Origin of the sequence: Nocardia neocaledoniensis, from assembly GCF_003182135.1 — a bacterium.
Taxonomy (GTDB): Bacteria; Actinomycetota; Actinomycetes; order Mycobacteriales; family Mycobacteriaceae; genus Nocardia; species Nocardia neocaledoniensis.
In genome coordinates this window covers 405,882-427,069 of record NZ_QGTL01000005.1, presented here as the reverse complement: position 1 = coordinate 427,069, position 21,188 = coordinate 405,882, and the positions used below count along the sequence as shown (strand labels likewise).

At 71.8% G+C, this 21,188-nt stretch carries 22 protein-coding genes; 16 read left to right on the top strand and 6 right to left on the bottom strand.

All coding sequences use genetic code 11. The annotated features are described in order from the left end of the window. Window positions 1-3 precede the first annotated feature (3 nt). The 3 genes from DFR69_RS17515 to DFR69_RS17505 all read right to left on the bottom strand — a co-directional run bounded on the left by DFR69_RS17515 (window position 4) and on the right by DFR69_RS17505 (window position 2,508). The gene (locus DFR69_RS17515; protein WP_110038619.1) at window positions 4-819 is read right to left on the bottom strand and encodes a GntR family transcriptional regulator; all 816 of its coding nucleotides are present in this window, start codon (window positions 817-819) and stop codon (window positions 4-6) included. Between the two features lie 99 nt (window positions 820-918). Next, a complete protein-coding gene (locus DFR69_RS17510) occupies window positions 919-1,869 on the bottom strand; it encodes a LysR family transcriptional regulator (RefSeq protein WP_110038618.1) in 951 nt (316 codons plus the stop codon). 36 nt (window positions 1,870-1,905) lie between these two features. Next, a complete protein-coding gene (locus tag DFR69_RS17505) occupies window positions 1,906-2,508 on the bottom strand; it encodes a YdcF family protein (RefSeq protein WP_110038617.1) in 603 nt (200 codons plus the stop codon). A gap of 127 nt (window positions 2,509-2,635) precedes the next feature. Between DFR69_RS17505 and DFR69_RS17500 the strand changes: the two genes are divergently transcribed. The 3 genes from DFR69_RS17500 (at window position 2,636) to DFR69_RS17490 (ending at window position 6,054) form a co-directional block, all read left to right on the top strand. After that, entirely contained in the window at window positions 2,636-3,247 is a 612-nt protein-coding gene (locus DFR69_RS17500) for a TetR/AcrR family transcriptional regulator (RefSeq protein WP_244198317.1), read from the top strand. A 39-nt stretch (window positions 3,248-3,286) separates the two neighbouring features. Next, a complete protein-coding gene (kstD, locus tag DFR69_RS17495) occupies window positions 3,287-4,963 on the top strand; it encodes a 3-oxosteroid 1-dehydrogenase (RefSeq protein ID WP_110038672.1) in 1,677 nt (558 codons plus the stop codon). An 86-nt stretch (window positions 4,964-5,049) separates the two neighbouring features. Beyond that, window positions 5,050-6,054, top strand: coding sequence for a YeiH family protein (locus DFR69_RS17490; RefSeq protein ID WP_110038615.1), 1,005 nt, complete (start codon window positions 5,050-5,052; stop codon window positions 6,052-6,054). Window positions 6,055-6,096: 42 nt separating this feature from the next. Here the strand turns inward: DFR69_RS17490 and DFR69_RS17485 are convergent, their stop codons facing one another. Continuing rightward, entirely contained in the window at window positions 6,097-7,758 is a 1,662-nt protein-coding gene (locus DFR69_RS17485) for a 2-isopropylmalate synthase (RefSeq protein WP_208643999.1), read from the bottom strand. 262 nt (window positions 7,759-8,020) lie between these two features. Here DFR69_RS17485 and DFR69_RS17480 point away from each other — a divergent pair, with 262 nt between their 5' ends. From DFR69_RS17480 to DFR69_RS17470, 3 genes are read left to right on the top strand one after another with little or no spacing between them, the layout of a single operon-like run. Next, on the top strand, window positions 8,021-8,692 hold the full coding sequence (locus DFR69_RS17480; protein WP_110038613.1) for a FadR/GntR family transcriptional regulator: 672 nt from the start codon (window positions 8,021-8,023) through the stop codon (window positions 8,690-8,692). Next, the gene (locus DFR69_RS17475) at window positions 8,689-9,471 is read left to right on the top strand and encodes an ABC transporter ATP-binding protein (RefSeq protein ID WP_110038612.1); all 783 of its coding nucleotides are present in this window, start codon (window positions 8,689-8,691) and stop codon (window positions 9,469-9,471) included. Before DFR69_RS17480 ends, DFR69_RS17475 begins: the two co-directional genes overlap by 4 nt. Before the next feature lie 54 nt (window positions 9,472-9,525). Next, entirely contained in the window at window positions 9,526-9,792 is a 267-nt protein-coding gene (locus DFR69_RS17470) for a hypothetical protein (protein WP_110038611.1), read from the top strand. Window positions 9,793-9,804: 12 nt separating this feature from the next. Here DFR69_RS17470 and DFR69_RS35280 read toward each other — a convergent pair whose 3' ends face one another. Beyond that, the gene (locus tag DFR69_RS35280; RefSeq protein WP_244198316.1) at window positions 9,805-10,290 is read right to left on the bottom strand and encodes a hypothetical protein; all 486 of its coding nucleotides are present in this window, start codon (window positions 10,288-10,290) and stop codon (window positions 9,805-9,807) included. A gap of 109 nt (window positions 10,291-10,399) precedes the next feature. Between DFR69_RS35280 and DFR69_RS17460 the strand changes: the two genes are divergently transcribed. The 10 genes from DFR69_RS17460 to DFR69_RS17415 all read left to right on the top strand — a co-directional run bounded on the left by DFR69_RS17460 (window position 10,400) and on the right by DFR69_RS17415 (window position 20,594). Then, entirely contained in the window at window positions 10,400-11,029 is a 630-nt protein-coding gene (locus DFR69_RS17460) for a maleylpyruvate isomerase family mycothiol-dependent enzyme (protein ID WP_244198315.1), read from the top strand. Between the two features lie 130 nt (window positions 11,030-11,159). Next, complete coding sequence (locus DFR69_RS17455) at window positions 11,160-11,834, top strand: PaaI family thioesterase (RefSeq protein WP_110038671.1); 675 nt, start codon at window positions 11,160-11,162, stop codon at window positions 11,832-11,834. 188 nt (window positions 11,835-12,022) lie between these two features. Beyond that, window positions 12,023-12,799, top strand: coding sequence for a GntR family transcriptional regulator (locus DFR69_RS17450; RefSeq protein WP_110038608.1), 777 nt, complete (start codon window positions 12,023-12,025; stop codon window positions 12,797-12,799). Further along, window positions 12,800-13,027, top strand: coding sequence for a 4Fe-4S dicluster domain-containing protein (locus DFR69_RS17445; RefSeq protein WP_019046727.1), 228 nt, complete (start codon window positions 12,800-12,802; stop codon window positions 13,025-13,027). It begins immediately after the preceding gene. 16 nt (window positions 13,028-13,043) lie between these two features. Beyond that, window positions 13,044-14,474 carry an ABC transporter substrate-binding protein gene (locus DFR69_RS17440; RefSeq protein WP_110038607.1) on the top strand — a complete coding sequence of 477 codons (1,431 nt, stop codon included), beginning with the start codon at window positions 13,044-13,046 and terminating at the stop codon, window positions 14,472-14,474. Beyond that, entirely contained in the window at window positions 14,471-15,370 is a 900-nt protein-coding gene (locus tag DFR69_RS17435) for an ABC transporter permease (RefSeq protein WP_186817490.1), read from the top strand. Before DFR69_RS17440 ends, DFR69_RS17435 begins: the two co-directional genes overlap by 4 nt. Further along, window positions 15,367-16,110 (top strand): ABC transporter ATP-binding protein, encoded by a 744-nt coding sequence (locus DFR69_RS17430; RefSeq protein WP_110038606.1) that lies wholly within the window; start codon window positions 15,367-15,369, stop codon window positions 16,108-16,110. Before DFR69_RS17435 ends, DFR69_RS17430 begins: the two co-directional genes overlap by 4 nt. Beyond that, window positions 16,107-18,818, top strand: a complete 2,712-nt coding sequence (locus tag DFR69_RS17425; RefSeq protein WP_110038605.1) for a fumarate reductase/succinate dehydrogenase flavoprotein subunit — start codon at window positions 16,107-16,109, stop codon at window positions 18,816-18,818. The genes DFR69_RS17430 and DFR69_RS17425 overlap by 4 nt, the downstream gene beginning before the upstream one ends. 106 nt (window positions 18,819-18,924) lie before the next feature. Next, window positions 18,925-19,314 carry a VOC family protein gene (locus tag DFR69_RS17420; RefSeq protein WP_110038604.1) on the top strand — a complete coding sequence of 130 codons (390 nt, stop codon included), beginning with the start codon at window positions 18,925-18,927 and terminating at the stop codon, window positions 19,312-19,314. A 44-nt stretch (window positions 19,315-19,358) separates the two neighbouring features. Then, window positions 19,359-20,594 carry a serine hydrolase gene (locus tag DFR69_RS17415; protein ID WP_110038603.1) on the top strand — a complete coding sequence of 412 codons (1,236 nt, stop codon included), beginning with the start codon at window positions 19,359-19,361 and terminating at the stop codon, window positions 20,592-20,594. A 112-nt stretch (window positions 20,595-20,706) separates the two neighbouring features. Here DFR69_RS17415 and cynS read toward each other — a convergent pair whose 3' ends face one another. Next, window positions 20,707-21,177, bottom strand: coding sequence for a cyanase (cynS, locus tag DFR69_RS17405; RefSeq protein WP_110038602.1), 471 nt, complete (start codon window positions 21,175-21,177; stop codon window positions 20,707-20,709). Window positions 21,178-21,188: the final 11 nt, after the last annotated feature.

The following is a 21,188-nucleotide window of genomic DNA, read 5'->3' as shown; positions in this document are numbered from 1 at the left end:
GGATCAACCCCTTTGGTCGGAGTGGTGGGCGACCGAGCGCCGCGGGGTCACCGGGACGCGGTCCAGCCGGCCGGACAGGGAGAACCGGTCACCGCGAAAGCGGATGTACTCGAGATCGACGGGCCGGCCGGAATCGGTGTAGGTGAGCCGTTCCACGAACAGCAGCGGTGCTCCGGCGCGCACTTCGAGCAGGCCCGCGACCGTGGGATCGGCGGCGACGGCCTCGATCGCGACCGCGGCCGAGCCGAGCGGCAGGCCGAGTTCGGCTTCGAGCAGGCCGAATACGTCGCAACCGGTGAGGTCCTTGTCCAGCAGCGGGATGCCGACATCCGCGGTCAGATAGCTGGCGTCCAGTGACAGCGGGGCGCCGTCGAGGTAACGGACCCGCTCGAGCACGACGACCGGGTCGCCGACGCGGCGCTCGAGCCGTTCGGCCACCAGGGGTGTCGCCGGCATCACTTCGGCGAGCAGGACGCGATTGGTGACGCGGTCGCTGCGGGTCTCGAAGGTCTCGGCGAGACCACGCAACCGGTCCAGCCCCTGGACGGCCTTGTCGACCACGACGAAGGTTCCGGCGCCGGGCACGCGGTCGATGAGACCCTCGTCGCGCAGCAGGGTCAGCGCGTCACGCACGATGTTGCGGCTGGTGGCGAAGTCGGCGGCCAGTTCCGCTTCGGCGGGCAGTGGCCGGGAGCCGTAGACGCCGGTGCGGATGCGGGCCCGCAGGATGTCGCGGATGCGGCGCGCGGGTGCGCTCCGGCGCCCCGGAGCCGGATCGGGTGGTCGGGGGCGGGCCGAGGAAAAGGGAGTGGCTGTCATGCGGCACATGCTCCGAACGCCGCGTTACGGCGGACGTTTCGGGCAATTACCGCCTGGTTACGCCAGTTCCGCGCCTGTCCGCAAGCTCTCCACCTGCGGTTATTCGCTCTCCCGGCGCGGTCCCACCACCGTCGAGCGGGCGATCTCGAGGCGGGCCGCGCGGTCGACGAGCAGCTCCGCGGCCCCCGAGGGCGGCGCGGCGCGGCGCCAGATCGCGCGGAATTTGCGGGTCAGCCGGGCGGCCTCGGCGGTGCGCACGGCGACGAGGGCGCCGGTGGCGAGGTCGGGAGCGGCGATGAGGAGGCTCAGGACGGCGGGCGCCATGCCGGTGCGCGCCGCGGCCAGGATCGCCGCGGCCGAGCCGAGTTCGGCGGCGGGCCCCGCCGGGGTGGCCGCCGTGCTGAGCAGGTCCCAGACGGTCTCGCGGGTGCCGGAACCGGGTTCCCGCCACAGCAGCGCGGTGCCGGCGAGTTCGGCGAGGGTGACCGGCGTCGTCCGGTGGGTCCACGGGTGGCCGGGCGCGACGACGACCACCAGGTCGTCGGTGCCGAGTACCCGGCTGCCGAGCGCGGTGGGCGGATGCGGACCCTCGACGAATCCGAGATCGGCCACGCCGTCGCGGACCAGGGCGGCGACCTGGGTCGAATTCTCCACCTCGAGCGAGATCAGCACCTCGGGGTGGTCGGTGCGCAGGGCCGCGAGCCAGTGCGGGATCCGGTGGTCGGCAATAGTTTTCGAGGCCGCGATGCGCAGCCGCGGGGCCTGCGTGGCACGCAGGTGGTCCACCTCGTCGACGAGGTCCCGCACTGCGGCCAGCACGGTTCGCGCGTGCTCGACCACCGCCTGCCCGGCGTCGGTGAGCGCCGATCCGGTCGGGCCCCGGTCGAGCAGCTTGACCCGCATCCGGCGTTCGAGCGCGCTGATCCGCATGCTCGCCGCGGGCTGGCTGATGCCGTGCCTGCGGGCGGCGGCGCCGAGGCTGCCCACTTCGGCCACCGACACCAGCAGGTCGAGGACCTCGAGGTCGGGGGCACCGGGCGGCAGCGTCATGCGCCGATTATCGGCGACCCGGCGCCGACTCCGGCATCAGGCACCCTCGGCGTCGCGATCCCGGATCCGCCCACGCAGCGACTTGGCCACGCCGTAGAGGGCGACGACCGGTTTCAGCGGCAGCCACTCGCCGAACCGATACTCGCGCCCCGGCACGAGTCGCGCGGCGAGTTCGGGGGCCTGCTCGGCGAGGTAGGCGCGGGCGGTGGCGGCGTGCGTCGGCAGCGAGACGATCTTGATCCGGTCCACGTCCTTCAGGAACGGGATCGCGAAAGCGATGTTCTCCCAGGTGGATCGGCTGGCGTCCTCCCGGACGAGTTCGCCGCGATACCCACGCTCGCGCGTCGCGTAGTCGGCCATCAGCGTGGCTTCGGGGATCGGTCCGGCGACGGCGCCGCCGCTCAGGACGAGGCGGGTCCGCGGCGCGGCGGGGTCGATGGAGCGCAGGCCGGCCCGCACCCGCCAGCGGTTCATCGCGTTGGCCGTCGGGCCGGGATTCCGATAGCCGAGGACGACGACGGCCTCGGACCCGTCGGCCCCCGGCCCCACGCCCCGGCGCGAGGCCCGCCAGTTCGCCCACTCACCCCACAGCATCGAAGCGATACCGGCGGCGATGGTCAGCCGGGTTCGTTTCCGCACATCTCCAGCAAACCACAGCTCCGCCGATGCGGCAGGGGACGCGATTTACGGGAGAGCATTTCTTCTTGACAGTCATTCCCATAACGGGAGATGCTATCACCAGCGGGCTGTCACGGAGGCCCGAGCGATGACGCGGAGGTGGGCGGTGTCCTTACGGGAACGGCAACGGCGGCAGGTGCGGGCCGAGATCCAGCGGGCGGCGTTCCAGTTGTTCGCGCGGTCCGGATTCGACGCGGTGACCACCGAACAGATCGCCGCCGCCGCGGGGGTGTCCACCAGCACGTACTTCCGGCACGTGCGCAGCAAGGAGGACCTGCTGCTCGATCCGGTCCGCGACGGTGGCACAGGCATCGCCGCGCTGCTCGAGGCCAGGCCCGCGGCGGAACCGGCCGACGTCGCGCTGTCGCACGCGATCCTGGACCGCTCGACCGCACTCGGCGGCGAGGACCTGGCGCAGTGGCGCGCGGCGTTCGCCACCGCGCCGCACCTGCTCGACCGCGTCGCACTCGTCCCGCCGGACCATCGCGCGCGACTGGTCGAACTCACCGCGCGGCGCATGGGCGCCGATCCCACCACCGACAACCGCCCCGGGCTGCTCGTGCACCTGATGCTGGCGGCCGCTGAATTCGGCTACCTGCGGTGGCTGCGCGGCGCCGACGAGCCCGGGGACTCGCTGCCGGTCTGCGTCGAAGCGGCGCTGACCGCGGTCGTCGACGACCGCTGGCGGATCCCGCGCTGACCCACGGTGGGCTGCGTGTTCGGACAGAAGGAAGTACCCATGCAGGACAATCGAATTCCCGATGCCGTCGACGTGGTCGTCGTCGGTTCGGGCGCGGCGGGGATGACCGCCGCGATCACCGCGGCCCGGCACGGCCTGTCGGTGGTCGTCGTGGAGAAGGCGAGCCGCTGGGGCGGCTCGACCGCCCGCTCCGGCGGCGGCGTGTGGATTCCGGGCAATCCGGTCCTGCGCGACCAGGCGCCGCCCGACGATCTCGCCGCCGCCCGCGCCTACCTGCGGCACATCATCGGCGACGACGTCCCGCCGGAGCTCATCGACACCTACCTCGATCGCGGCGTCGAGGCGTTCGAGTACCTGACCGAGCACACGCCACTGGCGATGCGGTGGGTGCCGGGCTACAGCGACTACTACCCCGAGGCCCCCGGTGGACGCGCGCACGGTCGCTCGGTGGAGCCCGTGCCCTTCGACGCGCGCGGGCTCGGCGCCGACCTGGCCACCCTGGAACCGGACTACGGCAAGGCGCCGCGCAACCTCGTGCTCACCCAGGCCGACTTCCGCCAGATCCACCTCGGCCTGCGCAATCCACGAAGCCCGTTGCGCGCGTTGCGGATCGGCGTGCGCTGGATCGCCGGGCGGGCGCGGGGCCGGCATCTGCTCGCGCGGGGACAGGCGCTGAGCGCGATGCTGTGTCAGGGTCTGCGCGCGGCGGGCGTGCCCCTGCTGCTGGAGACGCCGTTGCTCGAGCTGACGACCACCGGCACCCGGGTCACCGGCGTCCGCGTCGGCCGCGACCGCGGCGCGCGGGCGATCACGGCGCGCCGCGGCGTGGTGCTGGCCTGTGGCGGCTTCGAGCACGACGAGGCGATGCGCGTGCGGTACCAGCGGGCGCCCATCGGCACGGACTGGACCGTCGGCGCGAGCGGTAACACCGGCGACGGCATCCGGGCAGGTCAGGCGCTCGGCGCGGCGACCGCGTTCATGGACGACGCGTGGTGGGGTCCGTCGATCCCGCTCCCCCGCACCCCCTGGTTCTGCCTGGCCGAACGCAACCTGCCCGGCAGTCTCATCGTCAACGACCGGGCCGAGCGCTTCATGAACGAATCGCTGCCCTACGTGGAGGCGACCCACCGCATGTACGGCGGGGAGCACGGGCGCGGCGAAGGTCCGGGCGAGAACCTCCCGGCCTGGCTGATCTTCGACCAGCGCTACCGTGATCGATACCTGTTCGCGGGCCTGCCGCCCCGCAGACCACTGCCGAAACGGTGGTTCGAGGCGGGCGTCCTGGCCCGGGCCGACAGCATCGACGCGCTGGCCCGCGAGATCGGTGTTCCGGCAGCCGGACTCACCGCGACGGTGGCCCGGTTCAACGGTTTCGCCCGCACCGGCGTCGACGAGGACTTCGGGCGCGGCACCAGTGCTTACGACCACTACTACGGCGACCCGCGCCAACGTCCCAACCCCAACCTCGGCGCGCTCGAGACCGGCCCGTTCTACGCCGCGCGTCTGGTCCCGGGCGATCTCGGCACCAAGGGCGGCCTGGTGACCGACTCGCGCGCACGCGTCCTGCGCGCGGACGGCACCACGGTGGCCGGGCTCTACGCGGCGGGCAACGTCGGCGCACCGGTCATGGGTCACACCTATGCCGGCCCGGGCGCCACGATCGGCCCGGCGATCGTGTTCGGCTACCTCGCCGCGCTCGACCTCGCCGCCGGGTGAGCCGCCGGGTGCCCATAAGCCTCATTTATGGGCACCTCGGAAACCGGTGTCTACCTCCACGTCCTCGTTCCCGCGAGGGTGAAGGGGTGAACCGCGCAAGGACCCTCGCCCCCGGACTGGCCCTGGCCGCCCTCGTGGCCACCGTCGCCACGCCGCTCGGCACGGCCCTGCCGATGGTCGGCACGCCGGTGCTGGCGCTGGGCCTCGGCGCCGCGGCGGGCGCGGTGCTGCGCCGCGATCCGGCCGTGGATCAGCGTTTCGCCCCCGGGCTGGACGTGGCCCGGCAGCGACTGTTGGGACTGGCGATCGTGCTGCTCGGCCTCGGCCTGCCGCTGGGGTCGGTTCTGAGCGTGGGTCGCGAGACCGCGGTGGTGCTGGTCGGGACGCTGGTCGTCGGGGCGGTGGCGGCCTTCGTCGTCGGCCGGATGCTGGCGGTCGACCGGGAGTCGGCGACGCTGGTGGCCGTCGGGACGACGATCTGCGGCGCGTCGGCGATCGCGGCGGCCACCGCGGTGCTGCGACCGGACAAGCAGCGGGTGGCCTACGCGCTGGGCACCATCTTCGTCTTCAATGTGGCCGCGGTGCTGGTGTATCCGCCGCTCGGCCGAGCACTCGGCCTGTCGCAGGAGGCGTTCGGGCTCTGGGCGGGCACCGCGATCAACGACACCTCCTCGGTGCTGGCGGCGGGCGTCGTCTTCGGGGCGGGCGCGGCGCAGTTCGCGGTGATCGTGAAGATGGTCCGCAGCCTGGCCATCATCCCGCTGTGCCTCGGCCTGCACGTCGGGCGACGCCACCTCACCGAGCCCGGCGAGCCGACCGGTTCACTGCGGCAGGCGTTTCCGCTGTTCGTCGTGCTGTTCGTGGCGGCCTCGGTCATCGCCGGGCTCGGCCTGCTGCCCGCCGCGCTGACCACACCGCTGTCCTCGCTCAGCGGCTGGCTCATCGCCACCGTGCTCGCGGCGATCGGCATGTCGCTGAGCATCGAGCGGCTCCGCAGCGCGGGCCCGCGCCCGCTGCTCCTCGGTGGCGCGCTCGGACTGATCCTCGGCGCCGCGAGTCTGGGCCTGATGGTCCTCACCGGCTGGTGCTGACGCGCGGTGGGGCGATGCCGCGGCACCGCCCCACCGCGGGTGCTACCCGACGGCGTTCACCGCGTTCATGACCGCGTCGAGCGAGGCCGCCACCACGGAGCCGCTGCGGCCGAAGGCCCAGCCCGTGCGGGCGCCGGCCCGGTATTCCAGGTAGCTCACCGCGGCGCTGCCTGCCCCCTGCTCCACCGAATGCTGTGTCAGTCCCAGGATGTCGACCGGATGACCGGCGTCGGCGAGCGCGGTGACCAGCGCGTCGACAGGACCGACGGCGTGGTGCGCCGAGCGCAGGACCCGGCCGTCCACCGTGAGCACGATCTCGGTGACCGCCTCGTCGATCTGCCACCGTGTCAACACGATCCGCGGATCCGCGACGGTGTAGGCCTGTTCGAACAGCGTGAACAGCTCCTTGGCGGTGATCTCGGCGCCGGTGTCGTCGGTGTGCCGCTGCACGCGGCGCGCCAGGTCGATCTGCAGACGGCGCGGCAGGTCCAGCCCGTATCCGGTCTGCAGCAGATAGGCGATCCCGCCTTTGCCCGACTGCGAGTTCACCCGGATCACGGCCTCGTAGGAGCGGCCCAGATCGGCCGGATCGATCGGCAGATACGGCACCTGCCACTCCAGGTCGCGCTCGGGCCGACCGGTCTCGGCGGCCAGGGCGCGGTGGCGTGCCATGCCTTTGCGGATCGCGTCCTGATGGGTGCCGGAGAAGGCGGTGTGCACGAGATCGCCGACGTAGGGGTGTCGCTCGGGCACGGGCAGCCGCGTGCAGTACTCGACCGTCCGGCGGATCTCGTCGATGTCGGAGAAGTCGATCATCGGGTCGACGCCCTGCGCGTGCAGATTCAAGGCCAACGTGGCGATGTCGACATTGCCCGTGCGTTCACCGTTGCCGAACACACAGCCCTCCACCCGCTGCGCGCCGGCCAGCACCGCCAGCTCGGCGCAGGCGATGCCGGTCCCCCGGTCGTTGTGCGGGTGCACCGACAGGATCACCCCGTCGCGGCGGGCCAGGTTGCGGTGCATGTACTCGATCTGGTCGGCGTAGATGTTCGGCGTCGCGACCTCCACCGTCGCGGGCAGGTTCAGCGTCACGGGACGTTGCGGGCAGGCCTGCCAGACCGCGGTGACAGCGTCACAGACCTCCAGCGCGAAGTCGGGTTCGGTGAGGTTGAAGACCTCCGGCGAGAACTGGAAGCGCACGTTCGGCAGGTCACCGGCCGCGGCGAGGACATCGCGGGCGCCGTCGAGGATCAGGGCCCGCATCCCCGCGCGGTCCTTGCCGAGGACCACTTCACGCCAGACCGGCGCCGTCGCGGTGTAGAGGTGGATCACGACCTCGTTCGCGATACCGCGCACCGATTCCACGGTCCGCTCGATGAGGTCGCGCCGGGCCGGGGTGAACACGACGACGGTGACGTCCGGCGGCGCGATGGGCTCGTGCGCCAGGAGCCGGACGAAGTCGAAATCGGTCTGCGAGGCGGACGGATAGCCCACCTCGATCTCCTTGTAGCCCATGGCGACGAGCAGTTCGAAGAACCGCCGCTTGCGGGCGGGGTCCATCGGTTCGGCCAGCGCCTGGTTGCCGTCGCGCAGGTCGACGGGCACCCACAGCGGGGCCGCGGTGATCCGGGCGTGCGGCCAATCACGCTGTCCGGCGGGCATTTCCACGCGCCGATGGATGTCGCGGTAGCGGTGCGAGGGCATCGCCGAGTGACGCTGCCGATTCCAGGCGGGCGCGTCGGCGGGGACGGCGCCCGCGGGGGTGCTGAGGGTGGGGAAGGTGTTCATGACGGGTCTCTGCTTCCTGGCTACGGTCGGCCACACGACTACGGCGACCGGCCACGACAGAGCCCCACGGCGGGGCGGCCGGTCGGTCAGGCCCCGCCATGGCGGCCGAGGAGAAGCGCGGTGTGCGTCATGGGTACACTTCTATCACAACTCCTCAGACAAGTAGAGAGGTGAATCGGTGGTCGCGCAGGTACGCCGTCAACCCTTGGCCGCTCAGGCGGCCGAACTCCTGCTCACGCGGATCCGCGCCGGCGAGTGGCCACTGGGCCATCGGCTGCCCGGTGAGACGCTGCTCGCCGCGCAACTGGGCGTCGGCCGGTCGACGCTGCGCGAGGCGATCCGCGAACTGGCGGGCAAGGGCGTGCTCGACAGCAGACAGGGCGCCGGGGTGTTCGTGACCGCGCTCGATGTCACCGACGACTGGGACGTCGTGCTGCGCGGGGCGACCGTCGTCGCGGTGATCGAGGCGCGCATCGCCATCGAGGCCGAGGCCGCGGCCCTGGCGGCCCAGCGCCGCACCCCGGCCGACCTGCGCGCGATCCGGCGCGCGCTGTCGGGCCGGATCGCCGAGGGACAGACCGTGGCCGAGCACGTCGACGCCGACATGGCCTTCCACCGCGCGGTCGTCCTCGCGGCGCACAACGCGGTGCTGACCCAGCTCTTCGACAGCTTCCTGCCGCGGCTGCGGCTGGCCATGATCGACATGCTCGCCTTGCGCCCGGTCCCCTCCGAGGCCGCCGACCACGCCGCGCACGAACATCTGGCCCAGGCCATCGCCGACCGGAACCCCACGGCGGCAGCGGATCTCAGCCGCTCCCACCTGTCGACCCTGAAGGAGGCCTTCGCATGAGCGGCGACCCGGTGATCGAACTCGACGAGGTGAGCTTCCGGCGCGAGGGCAAGAAGATCATCGACGGCATCTCGCTCACCGTGCGGGCCGGTGAGCACTGGGCGCTGCTCGGCCCCAACGGCGCGGGCAAGAGCACGCTGCTCGGTTTCTGCGGCGCGGTGACCTTCCCGACCACGGGCACGGTGCGCGTGCTCGGCGGACAGTTCGGGCGGGTGGAGCTGGCGCGGCTGCGCCGCTCGATCGGCCACGTGAATCCCCGGCACCCGCTGCGCACTCCGCTCACCGTGCGCGAAGTCGTCCTGACCGGCATCACGGGCACCATCGACACCCCGATGCGCTGGTCACCCACCGCCGACGAGCTGGGACGCGCCGAGGCGACGATCGACGCGCTCGGCCTCGGCGGCAAGGCGGACGAGATCTGGCCGACCCTGTCCCAGGGCGAGCGGGGCCGCGCGCTCATCGCCCGCGCGCTGCTGAGCGACCCGCGGGTGCTCCTGCTGGACGAGCCGTCCACCGGTCTCGACCTGGCCGCCCGCGAACAACTGCTCACCACGATCGACACCCTCGACCGCACCCACCCGGAGGTGGCGTCGGTGCTGGTCACCCACCATCTCGAGGAGTTGCCCAGCAGCACCACCCACGCCCTGCTGATCGCCGGCGGCCGCACCGTCGCCGCGGGTCCGGCGGCCGAGGTGATCACCACCGAGCACATCTCCACCGCCTTCGATCACCCGATCGATGTGCGCTACGACGGCCGTTGGAGCGCCAGGGCTCGTTGACGCCCGGCGTAGGATCGCGGACACATCGCATGTCGGCGCGGACAGGAGGATGTCATGAGGATCGTTCACCGGATCGTCGCCACCGCGGGTGCCGCCGCGGCCCTCGCCCTCACCGGGACGGGTGTCGCCGCCGCCCAGGACCCCGAGCCGGAGCCGCCCAAGTCTCCGCTGGTCCGCTACATCGAGTCGTGGCCGGCCGCCCCGTCCTGGTGCAACGCCACCTGGGACCCCGTCGAAGACGCCATCGAGGACTCCGTCCCGCCCGCGTGGGAGCCGGAATTCGACGCCTTCGACGACTGGTGCGAGGGCGAGAGCGACTAGGAGTCCCCGGGGTCAGCCCAGGTCGTCGCCCAGGTCGAGGTCGGCACCGAGGAGGTCGTCGGCGCGGGCCAGCGCGCGGTCGAGTTCGTCGGTGACGCCGTCCATGACCGACATGCCGTCGAGCATGTCGGACAGTTCGGCGCGCAGGGCGTCGAGTTCGGCGATCGCGGGGTCGACCGTGGTCCAGGCGACGGTGTCACGCCACCAGTCGTCGCGCTGGATCCAGGACCAGACGATGTCGCGGACCAGCAGGGCGTCGTCGGTGAACAGCTGGCGATGCGCGCCGGTGTCGGTGTGCTCGAGCTCGTAGGTGCCGTCGTCGAGATAGCGGGCCTGGATGCGCTCGGTGTCGGCGCGGGTCAGCAGCAGGAACGGATGCTCGGGCGCCGGATCGGTCGCGGCGGTCCCCGGGTCGGCCGGGTCGACGGCCCGTGGCGCGCCGGAACCGTCCCCGAGGTGGACCACCACCTCCGGCGCCTCGTCACGTCGATCACCCATCGGGCCAGTGTGCCGGATCCGGGCCGGGCCGACCAACGACACCGATGAATCGCCGCGGCCCACGTCGTCTACCTCCACAGGCACAGGTCTGTCGACAGGAGGCCCGACTGTGAGTGACACCGAGGTCAGAGCCGCGATCGCCGCGCAACGCGCCGAAACCGCGGAATTCCTCGCCGGATTGGACGAGGCGCAATGGGACGCGCCGACGCTGTGCGACGGCTGGCGGGTGCGCGAGGTCGCGGCGCACCTGAGTATGCCGTTCCGGACGTCGCTGCCCCGCTTCATGCTCGGGATGATCACGGCGCGCGGCAACTTCGACCGGCTCGCCGACCGCGCGGCGCGGGCCGACGCGCAGCGAATGAGCACGGCCGAGCTGGTGGCCGCCCTCCGCGACAACACCGGCCACCCGTGGAAACCGCCGGGCGGCAGCGGCTACGCGAGCGCGCTCAGCCACGACGTGATCCACGGCCTCGACATCACCGTCCCGCTCGGGCACACCGAGCCCGTCCCGCTGGACCGGATGCGGCTGGTCCTCGGTGCGCTCACCCCACGCTCGGTCGCCTACTTCGGGGTCGATCTCGACGGAATCGCCTTGGTGGCCACCGATCTCGAGTTCCGGCACGGCGAGGGCGAGGAACTCGCCGGGGCGGCCCAAGACCTCCTGCTCGTCCTGTGCGGTCGCAAGCTGCCCCCCGGCCGGCTGCACGGCGCCGCCGCCGCGCGGTTCACCAGTGCCTGACGAGAACGACCTGCTCCCGGCACACGCGGGTCTGCTGCGCGAGCGAATCGACGGCGTCACCGGCAGCTGTGGGCCGTGCAGTGGGACACCCGGCGCGAACATCCAGCTCGGCAGCGATAACGTGTTGTATATGGACGATACACACCTCGGCGCGTCGCTGCCGGACGCAGAGCATCACGAAGGCGGATTCCGGCCGGTCACCGAGTTGATCCAGCAGCGCAGGGCCGCGATGCAGGACAAGACGATCGGCGGCCCGCACTACGGCGAGCTGATCGAGCAGGTGCGGACCCTGATGGACAAGGCCCGTCTGATCAACCCGTCCGACGAGCTGGCCAAGGACGCGATCGCCACCCTCGAGCAGCTCAACGCGCGCCTGGACGAAGCGGTCGTGGACGAGTGGTCGGCACCCAGCTGGACCCGCACCGACCTGCCCTCGCGCGGCAACATCACCCTGCCGCCGTACACGGTCGACAGTGCCGACGCCGACGGTGTGACCGCCAAGCTGACCTTCCGCACGTTCCACCTGGGTGGCAACAGCGCCGCGCACGGCGGCCAGATCGGGCTCGCCTTCGACGACATCCTCGGCATGACCGCCGCGGTGCACACCAAGGCCGTCACCCGGACCGCCTCGCTCACCGTCGACTACCGCTCGATCACTCCGCTCAACCGCGAGCTGACCGTCCGGGCCTGGGTCGAGCGCGTGGACGGCCGCAAGGTGTACCTGCGGGCCACGATGCACGACGGCGAGCGGCTCTGCGCCGAGGCCAACGGGCTGTTCATCCTTCTCAAGCCCGGCCAGCCCTGAGCCGCGGCGACATTGCGATCGGCGTGATCGCAATGTCGCCCGGCCGCGCCGGGGTGGCGCAATAGCGGATCGGCGCGCGATCGCCGCAGGTCCCGGCCACCCCCCACCCGGCGCAGAAACATCCCCTGAATTCCGGGGCGTCCGCGGCCGCAATCCGGCCACCGAAACGGCCGCTATCGTCGCTGTTCATGCAGGTCAGCGAGACAACCGCCCACGCGGAACCCACCCAGCTCCGCGGCCACCGCGCCGATCGGGCGCGCCGGGTCGCCGACATCCTGCGCCACCAGATCCTGGCGGGCGCCGTCCAGGGCACGCTGCCCGCCGAGCAGGAACTGGCCGCCGAACACGACACCTCCCGCAACACCGTGCGCGAAGCACTGGCCCTGTTGCGCGACGAAGGACTCATCGACCGCGCGCCCAAGGTCGGTACCCGGGTCGCCGCCCGCAAATTCGACCACGGGCTGGACACACTGCGCGGTCTGCAGGAGACGCTCACCGAACACGGCACCGTCCGCAACGAGGTCCGCGCGGCCACCCACATCACCGCTCCCCCGGCGGTGGCGCGCAGGCTCGGCCTGGCGCCGGGGGAACGCGTCGTCTACATCGAGCGGCTGCGCTTCCTCGCCGAGTTGCCGCTGAGCCTCGATCTCACCTATCTGGCCCCCGATGTCGGCGCCGCGGTGCTGGCGCACGATCTCGCGACGACCGATGTGTTCGTCCTGCTAGAGCAGGTCACCGGCCAGTCGCTCGGCGCGGCCGAGCTCGCCCTCGAGGCGGTCGCGGCCGACCCGCACACCGCCACCACCCTCGACACCCCGCCCGGCGCTCCCCTGCTGATGCTCGAGCGCCTGACCCACCTCGACGACGGCAGACCCGTCGACCTCGAGTACATCCGCATGCGCGGTGACCGCATCACGATGCGCGGCAGCCTCACCCGCGGCGCTCCCGAATGGAAGGTCCTCTAGATGGCTCTGGTCCCCCAGCGCGCCGACGTCCCGGTGACGATCGACGAATCGCTGTGCATCACCGGCTGCACCCTGTGCGTCGACATGTGTCCCCTCGATTCCCTTGCCATCCACGAGGATTCGGGCAAGGCCTACATGCACGTGGACGAGTGCTGGTACTGCGGGCCGTGCGCGGCGCGCTGTCCCACCGGCGCCGTCACCGTCAACATGCCCTATCTGCTCCGTTGATCCCGGGAATCCACGCATGAAGTTCACCCGTCTCGCCCCCGTCCTGTTCGCCGTCGCCCTCACCGCGGCGGGCTGCTCCCTCGACACGACCGACGCCGCGCCCGCGGGCACGGTCAAGGTCGTCATCGGTTACCAGTCCAAGACCATCAACACCGTCACCGCGGGGACGCTGCTCCGCGCCCAGGGATACCTGGAACAGCGGCTCCAGCGCATCACCGACGCCGGCGGCGCGAAATACCAGGTGGAGTGGCAGGACTACGACACCGGCGCGCCGATCACCGCGCAGATGGTGGCCGAGAAGATCGATATCGGCTCGATGGGTGACTACCCGTTGCTCATCAACGGTTCCCGCACCCAGGCCAACGAACGGGCGCGCACCGAGCTGGTGTCGATCACCGGCTACAACCCCAAGGGCGCGCTGAACATGGTGGTGGTGCCCAAGGATTCGCCCGCGCGCTCGCTCACCGACCTGGCCGGGCAGAAGATCTCGGCCAGCGTGGGCTCGGCCGGCCACGGCACCCTCGTGCAGGCGCTCACCCGTGCCGGGATCGATCCGGCCAAGGGCGTGGAGGTGCTCAACCAGCAGCCGCAGGTGGGCGCCACCGCCCTGGAATCGCATCAGGTGAGCGCACTCTCGCAGTTCGTGGCGTGGCCGGGTCTGCTGGTGCAGCAGGACAAGGCCGCGCTCCTCTACGACGGCGCCGAGCTGAACGTGCCGACCTTCCACGGCGTGGTGGCGCGCCGCGCCTACGCGGCCGAGCATCCGGAGGTGCTGCAGGCGTTCCTGGCGGCCCAGCTGGACGCGACCGCCTTCCTCAACGAGAAGCCGTTCGAGGCGGCCGATCTCGTCGCGAAGGGGTCGGGGCTGCCGCCGGAGGTCGTCTACCTCTACAACGGGCCGGGCGGCACCAGTTTCGACACCACCCTCAAGCCGGAACTGATCGCGGCGTTCAAAGGCGATGTCACGTACCTGAAGTCGATCGGCGACTTCGCCGATCTCGACATCGACGCCTTCGTCGAGGACGGCCCCCTGCGGCAGGCGTACACCGAGACGGGCCGGGGCGGGTACGACAGCGAGGTGGCCTCGCTGGTCAACCCGAGCAAGGTGACCGGCACCGACCCGATCTGCGCGGTGCCGGTCCAGGATCCGGCGCTCGCCGGGGAGATCTGGATCGAGGGCGCCGACAAGCCGCAGCCCGCCGCAAATCCCGGGTGCCTGCTGCGCGGGGTGCAAGCCGCCCAGGCGCAGGGCAAGAAGATCAGGGCCGTCTATCTGCCCGACGCCGAGCTGGGCACCCGCTGGTTCGCCGACAAGGCGATCTGGCTGCGCGAGGACGCCCGGTACCTCCCGTTCACCACGCAGGCCGCCGCCGACCGCTACCGGGCCGCCCATCCCGCGGCCGCGCCGGTCACCTACGCGCAGGCCGTCGCGGAAGTCCGCGGATGAGCGGGATCTCCGGGGCGCCTGCGCCCGTCGGCATCGACGGCCCGGTCGATCGGAGCGGAACGTCGTCGACCGACACCGGGACCCGCGCCGCGCCGCCCGCTGTCGTCGTGCGGGCCGACCGCGCCGCCTGGCGGTCCAGGATCCTGCGCGTGACGTCGGTGGCGCTGGCGATCGGCCTGTGGCAGCTGCTCACCGCCAACGATGTCCGGGCGGTGCTGCGCTTCGACACGCTGCCGACGGTCACCGAGATCATCGCCGAGTTCGGCGAGCACCTCGGCAGCGGACAGTACTACCTCGACGTGGCGCAGTCGCTGATCCGCATCGTCACCGGCTTCGGGCTGGCCGCGGCGGTCGGGGTGCTGGCCGGCATCGGCCTCGGCCGGTCGCGGGTGCTGGCCGACGTGTTCGGTCCGCTGGCCGAGCTGGTCCGCCCGATCCCGGCGATCGCGCTGGTGCCGGTCGCGATCCTGCTCTTCCCCAGCGACGAGTCCGGCATCGTGTTCATCACCTTCACCGCGTCGCTGTTCCCCGTGCTGGTGAGCACCAGGCACGCCACGCGGGCACTGCCGACCATCTGGGAGGACGCGATCCGCACCCTCGGCGCCTCCCGCCGGGAAGTGCTGACCAGGGTGGTGCTGCCCGGCATCCTGCCGGGCGTGTTCAGCGGCCTGTCGGTGGGCATGGGCGTGGCCTGGATCTGCCTGATCTCGGCGGAGATGATCTCCGGCCGGCTCGGCATCGGGTACCGCACCTGGCAGTCCTACACCATCGTCGACTATCCGGCCGTGTTCGTCGGGATGATCACCATCGGCGTGCTCGGCTTCCTGACCTCCGGCATCGTCGAACTGGCAGGCCGCCGGGTGACCCGCTGGCTGCCGAGAGAGGTTGCGTCATGACGACCACCACCGCCGCGTCCGCCGTCTCGGTGGGCATGCGGCTCAGCCTGGACTCCGTCCGCGTCGGCTACGGCGCCAGGACCGTCGTACGCGACCTCGACCTCGAGATCGCGCCCGGCGAGATCCTGGTGCTGGTCGGCAAATCCGGCTGCGGCAAGTCGACCCTGCTGCGGGCCATCGCGGGCTTACGGCAGCCCAGCGGCGGCGTGATCCGCGCCGACGGCGACCCGGTCACCGCGCCGTCCGCCGATCGGGCGCTGGTCTTCCAGGACGACGCGCTGCTGCCGTGGCGGACCGCGCGCGCCAATGTCGAACTGGCCCTTCGCCTTCGCGGCGTCGCCAGAGCGGACCGCGCCGAGCGGGCCCGGCGCTGGCTCGACGAGGTCGGGCTCACCGGCTACGCCGACTATCTGCCGCGTGACCTGTCGGGCGGGATGCGCCAGCGGGTGCAGCTGGCCCGCAGCCTGGCGGGATCGCCGCGCGCGGTGCTCATGGACGAACCGTTCGGGGCACTCGACAGCCAGACCCGCGCGGAGATGCAGCGCCTGCTCGTCGACACCTGGCGCGCGCATCCCACCACGATCGTTTTCGTCACCCACGACCTCGACGAGGCGCTGCTGCTCGGCGACCGGATCGCCGTGCTCGGCGACGGCACGCTGCGCACCCTCGTCGAGGTCCCCGAGCCGCGCGAACCGGTCGACCGGCGCGTCACCCGGGCCCGAATCCTGGAGGCACTGTGAACATCCCCGACCTGTCCGATCCGGTGCGCCTGGACTGCGACGTGCTGGTGATCGGCGGCGGCACCGCGGGCACCATGGCCGCGCTCACCGCCGCCGAGGCCGGCGCGAACGTGCTGCTGCTGGAGAAGGCGCACGTGCGCCACTCGGGCGCGCTCGCGATGGGGATGGACGGCGTCAACAACGCCGTCATCCCCGGCAAGGCCGAACCGGCCGACTACGTCGCCGAGATCACCCGCGCCAACGACGGCATCGTGGACCAGCGGACCGTGTACCAGACGGCGACCCGGGGTTTCGCCATGGTGCAGCGGCTGGAGCGCTACGGCGTGAAGTTCGAGAAGGACGAGTACGGCGAGTACGCGGTGCGCCGGGTGCACCGCTCCGGCTCGTACGTGCTGCCCATGCCCGAGGGCAAGGACGTCAAGAAGGCGCTGTATCGCGTGCTGCGGCAACGGAAGATGCGGGAGCGGATCCGCATCGAGAACCGGCTCATGCCGGTGCGCGTGCTCACCGAGGCAGGGCGCGCCGTGGGCGCGGCGGCGCTGAACACCCGCACGGGTGAGTTCGTGGCGGTGGGCGCGAAGGCGGTGATCCTGGCGACCGGACCGTGTGGCCGGCTCGGGCTGCCCGCCTCGGGCTATCTGTACGGCACCTACGAGAATCCGACCAACGCCGGCGACGGCTACGCCATGGCCTATCACGCGGGCGCCGAACTGTCGGGCATCGAGTGCTTCCAGATCAATCCGCTCATCAAGGACTACAACGGTCCCGCCTGCGCCTATGTCGCCAACCCGTTCGGCGGCTACCAGGTCAACGCCGAGGGCGAACGCTTCGTCGACTCCGACTACTGGTCGGGGCAGATGATGGCCGAGGTGAAGCAGGAGATCGAATCCGCGCGCGGGCCCATCTATCTCAAGGTCTCGCACCTGCCGGACGAGACGCTGTCGACCCTCGAATCGATCCTGCACACCACCGAGCGCCCGACCCGCGGCACCTTCCACGCCAACCGCGGCCACGACTACCGCACCCACGACATCGAGATGCACATCTCCGAGATCGGTTTGTGCGGTGGGCATTCCGCGTCCGGGGTGTGGGTCGACGACAACGCGCGCACCACGGTGCCCGGTCTGTACGCCGCCGGCGACCTGGCGTGCGTGCCGCACAACTACATGATCGGCGCGTTCGTCTACGGCGACCTCGCCGGCGCGCACGCCGCGTCCACCCTGACCGAGGTCGCGGCGCCCGACGCGCTCCCCGCCGATCAGCTCGCCGAGGCGCACGAGCTGATCTACCGGCCGCTGCGTCAGCCGGAGGGCCCGCCGCAGCCCCAGGTGGAGTACAAACTGCGCCGCTTCGTGAACGACTATGTGGCGCCACCCAAGACCGCGGCCAAGCTCTCGATCGCGGTCGAGACCTTCGAGCGGATGCGCGAGGAGGTCGCGGGAATCGGGGCACGCACGCCGCACGAGCTGATGCGGGCCGCGGAGGTCTCGTTCATCCGCGACTGCGCGGAGATGGCGGCCCGCAGTTCGCTGACCCGCACCGAATCCCGGTGGGGCCTCTACCACGATCGGGCCGACCTGCCCGAACGCGACGACACCGCGTGGAACTTCCACCTCAACCTGCGCAAGACCGCGGACGGGTCGATGGAGTTCGTGAAGCGTTCGGTCGCACCGTATCTGGTGCCGGTGCCCGGTCTCGACGACATCCCCTCGGCCGAGCCGATCGTCGAGGTGATCGCCCAGCCGGAGCTGGTGGCCACCCGCGCGCCCCAGCGGGCGGACACGGTGCGCGCCGAGCCCGCGCCCGCTTCGCCGGGATCGCCGCGCGTGGTGACGCTGCTGTCGCTGGATTCGCCCGCCGTCGAGGACCTGTCGAGCTATCTGCGCGATCCCGACCCCGTTGTGCGGGTCGCGGCGCTGTCGGTGCTCACCGAGAACACACCCGAGGGGTTCGCCGACGAACTGGTGCGCGCGCTCGCCGACGAGGCGGCCTCGGTGCGCCGGGCCGCCGCCGAGAGTCTGCGCGAACTGATCGAGGTGCTGCCCGGCGCGGGCGGGCTCGCGGGCGAGCTGGGCTCCCCCGACCCGCTCGTCCGGGCCACCGTGGTGGATCTGCTGCGCGCGTTGCGGGCCGGGTCCGCGACGGAATTTCGTGCGGCACTGGCCGATTCCGACCATCGGGTGCGGATCGAGGCGGTGCGGGCGCTGGTGTCGCTCGACGACGCCGCGGCGGTGGCCACGCTCGCGGGTGATGTCAACCGCGAGGTGCGCGTCGCCGTCGCGCACGGACTGTCGGCCATCGGCGCCGGCGGCACCGAGGTGGTCCGCGTGCTGGCCACCGATCCCGATCCGTTGGTCCGGGCCGCCGCGGCGGCGGCCTACGCGACACTCGGCGCGGACACGACCGACCTCGCGCTGTTGGTCGCGGCCCTGCGGGACCCGGCCTGGCAGGTCCGGGTGGGCGCCGCGCGCGGACTGGCCGGGGCGGCGACCGACGACGCGGTCGTCCCGCTGGCCGAGGCGCTGTCCGATCGCCACCTCGACGTGCGCAAGGCGGCGGTGCTGGCGCTGTCGACCTGGCCGGGCAGCGTGGCCGCGGTCGACGCGCTCGCCGCGGCGGTCACCGATCCCGACGCGGACGTCCGGGCCTACGCCCGGCGCGGGGTGGCGGCCGCGAACCGCCATGCCCTGGTCGAGGTCGACGGCTGAACACCGCCGCCGCTCCCGTGTCCGCGCCCGAAATCCAGCGGACAGCTCGACGTCCCGTGATTAACCTCGATACGAGGTGCACCACGACAGGACGGGGACTCTCGAGATGACCAGCAAGTTCACCGAGCTCGCGATCGACTGCGCCGACCCCACGGGCCTGGCCCGGTTCTGGTGCGCGGTCCTCGGCTACGAGGTGCAGGACGTCGAGGGCGACGAGTACGTCGCCATCGGTTCGCCGCTCGTCCCCGAGGGGAAGAAGCGGCCGGGGCCGGTGCCGCCGACGCTGTCCTTCATCCGGGTGCCCGAGGGCAAGACCGTCAAGAATCGGCTGCACATCGACGTCAATCCGACCGATGTCGACCAGGACGCCGAGGTCGAGCGGCTGCTCGCGCTCGGCGCCCGGCGCGCGGACGTCGGTCAGGGCGAACAGACGTGGGTCGTGCTGGCCGACCCCGAGGGCAACGAGTTCTGCGTCCTGCGCGGCCAGTTCCCCTGATCGGGACCTGAGGGGCCGCTGTCCGGCCTCGGTAGGGTGGCTGGATGGGTGCTTTTCCTGGCAGGTCGGTCCCGGTGTCCGACGACCTCGACGCGGTGACGACGCGCGGCGAGGAGGACGAGTCCTTCTCGCCCGCGGCCGAGGCGCTGTGGGCCTCGGTGCGGGACTGGTACGCGATGAGGACCACCCCGGCGATCCAGGTGTGCCTGCGGCGCCACGGGAAGGTGGTGCTGAACCGCGCGATCGGGCACGGGTGGGGCAACGCGCCGACCGACGCGGCCGACGCGGACAAGGTGCTGGTGACGCCGGGGACCCCGTTCTGCGGGTTCTCCACCGCCAAGGGCGTGGCCGCGACGATCATGACCATGCTGGTCGAACAGGGCGCCTTCGCCCTGGAAGATCCTGTCTGCCGGTACATTCCGGAGTTCGCGGCCCACGGCAAGGACCGGATCACCGTCGGTGACGTGCTCTCGCATTCGGCGGGCATCCCGTTCATCACCGCACCGCACTCCGGCACCGCCGCGGTGATGGACGAGGAACTCGCCGTGACCGTGCTGGCCGAGCTGGTCCCGAGCTGGCCGCCGGGCCGGTTCCGGGTCTACCACGCGTTGACCGGCGGACTGATCCAGCGGCTGCTCGTCCAGCGGGCCACCGGGAAACGGATGCGCGAGCACCTGTCCGAACAGGTCCTCACACCGCTCGGGTTCCGGTGGACGAACTTCGGCGTCGACCCCGCCGACGTCGACAAGGTGGTGCCCAGCGTCAAGACCGGTCCGCCGCCCTCCCGGCTGGCGGGATTCCTGGCCCGCAAGGCACTGGGCGGCCGGATGGACAACGCGTCCAAGGCCGACAACGATGCCTTCCTCACCGCGGAGCTCCCCTCCGGCAATCTCGTCACCACCGCGGAAGAGCTGTCCCGGTTCTACGAGATCCTCACCCACGGTGGCGAACTCGACGGCGTGCGCGTGCTGCGGCCGGACAGCCTGCGCGACGCCATCCGCCCCGCCGACCGGATGCCGGGGGTGGCGGGGCGGGTCAGCCGGGCGGGATTCGAGCTCGGCGGCAGGCGCTCGAAGTTCGGCCGCCACACCGAGTTCCATTTCGGCCGCAGCGGATTGACCACCCAGTACGGCTGGGCCGATCCCGCACGCGGCCTCTCGGGCGCCGTCCTGACCAGCGGCAAGGCCACCACGGACACCAAGCGGCCCACGCGGCTGGTGGCTCAGGCCTCGGCGCTGTTCCCCCCGCTCGATCCCGTCCCCGGCTGGCTGCTCAGCTGAGGCCGGTCGGCGCGCCGGCGACCCGGCGTTCGCCGCCGTTGCGTTCCTGCCAGAACCGGTACACCTCGACCGCGTCCGCGCGTGGTGTGCTGTGCGAAGTTCATGGTGGTCCTCAGAACGGCTTGGTGGGCAGGTACTTTCCGTCGAGGGTGATCACGGCGCGTTCGCCGCCCTCGGGGTCGGCGACCTTGCGGACGTCGAGCCGGAAATTGATCGCGCTGATGATGCCGTCGCCGAACTGCTCGTGGACCAGCGCCTTGAGCGTGGTGCCGTAGACCTGCAGCATCTCGTGGAAGCGGTAGATGGTCGGATCGGTCGGGATGCCGCCGGGAATCGAGCCGCGGGTGGGGATCGTCTGCAGCAGGACCGCGGCGTCGGCGTCGAGACCGAGCAGCTCGGCGACGGCCACGGCGGACCGCTCGGGCAGCGCGTGCTGACCGAGGACGGCGGCGGTGACGAAGGCGACCGAGAAGCCGGCCGCGTCCGCGATCTCCTGCCAGGTCAGGTCTTTCGCGGTCTTCGCCGCCACGGCGGTGACGGCCAGGGCCTGACGGGCGGAGGGATCGAACTGTGCGTGCACCATGGTGTGCGTTT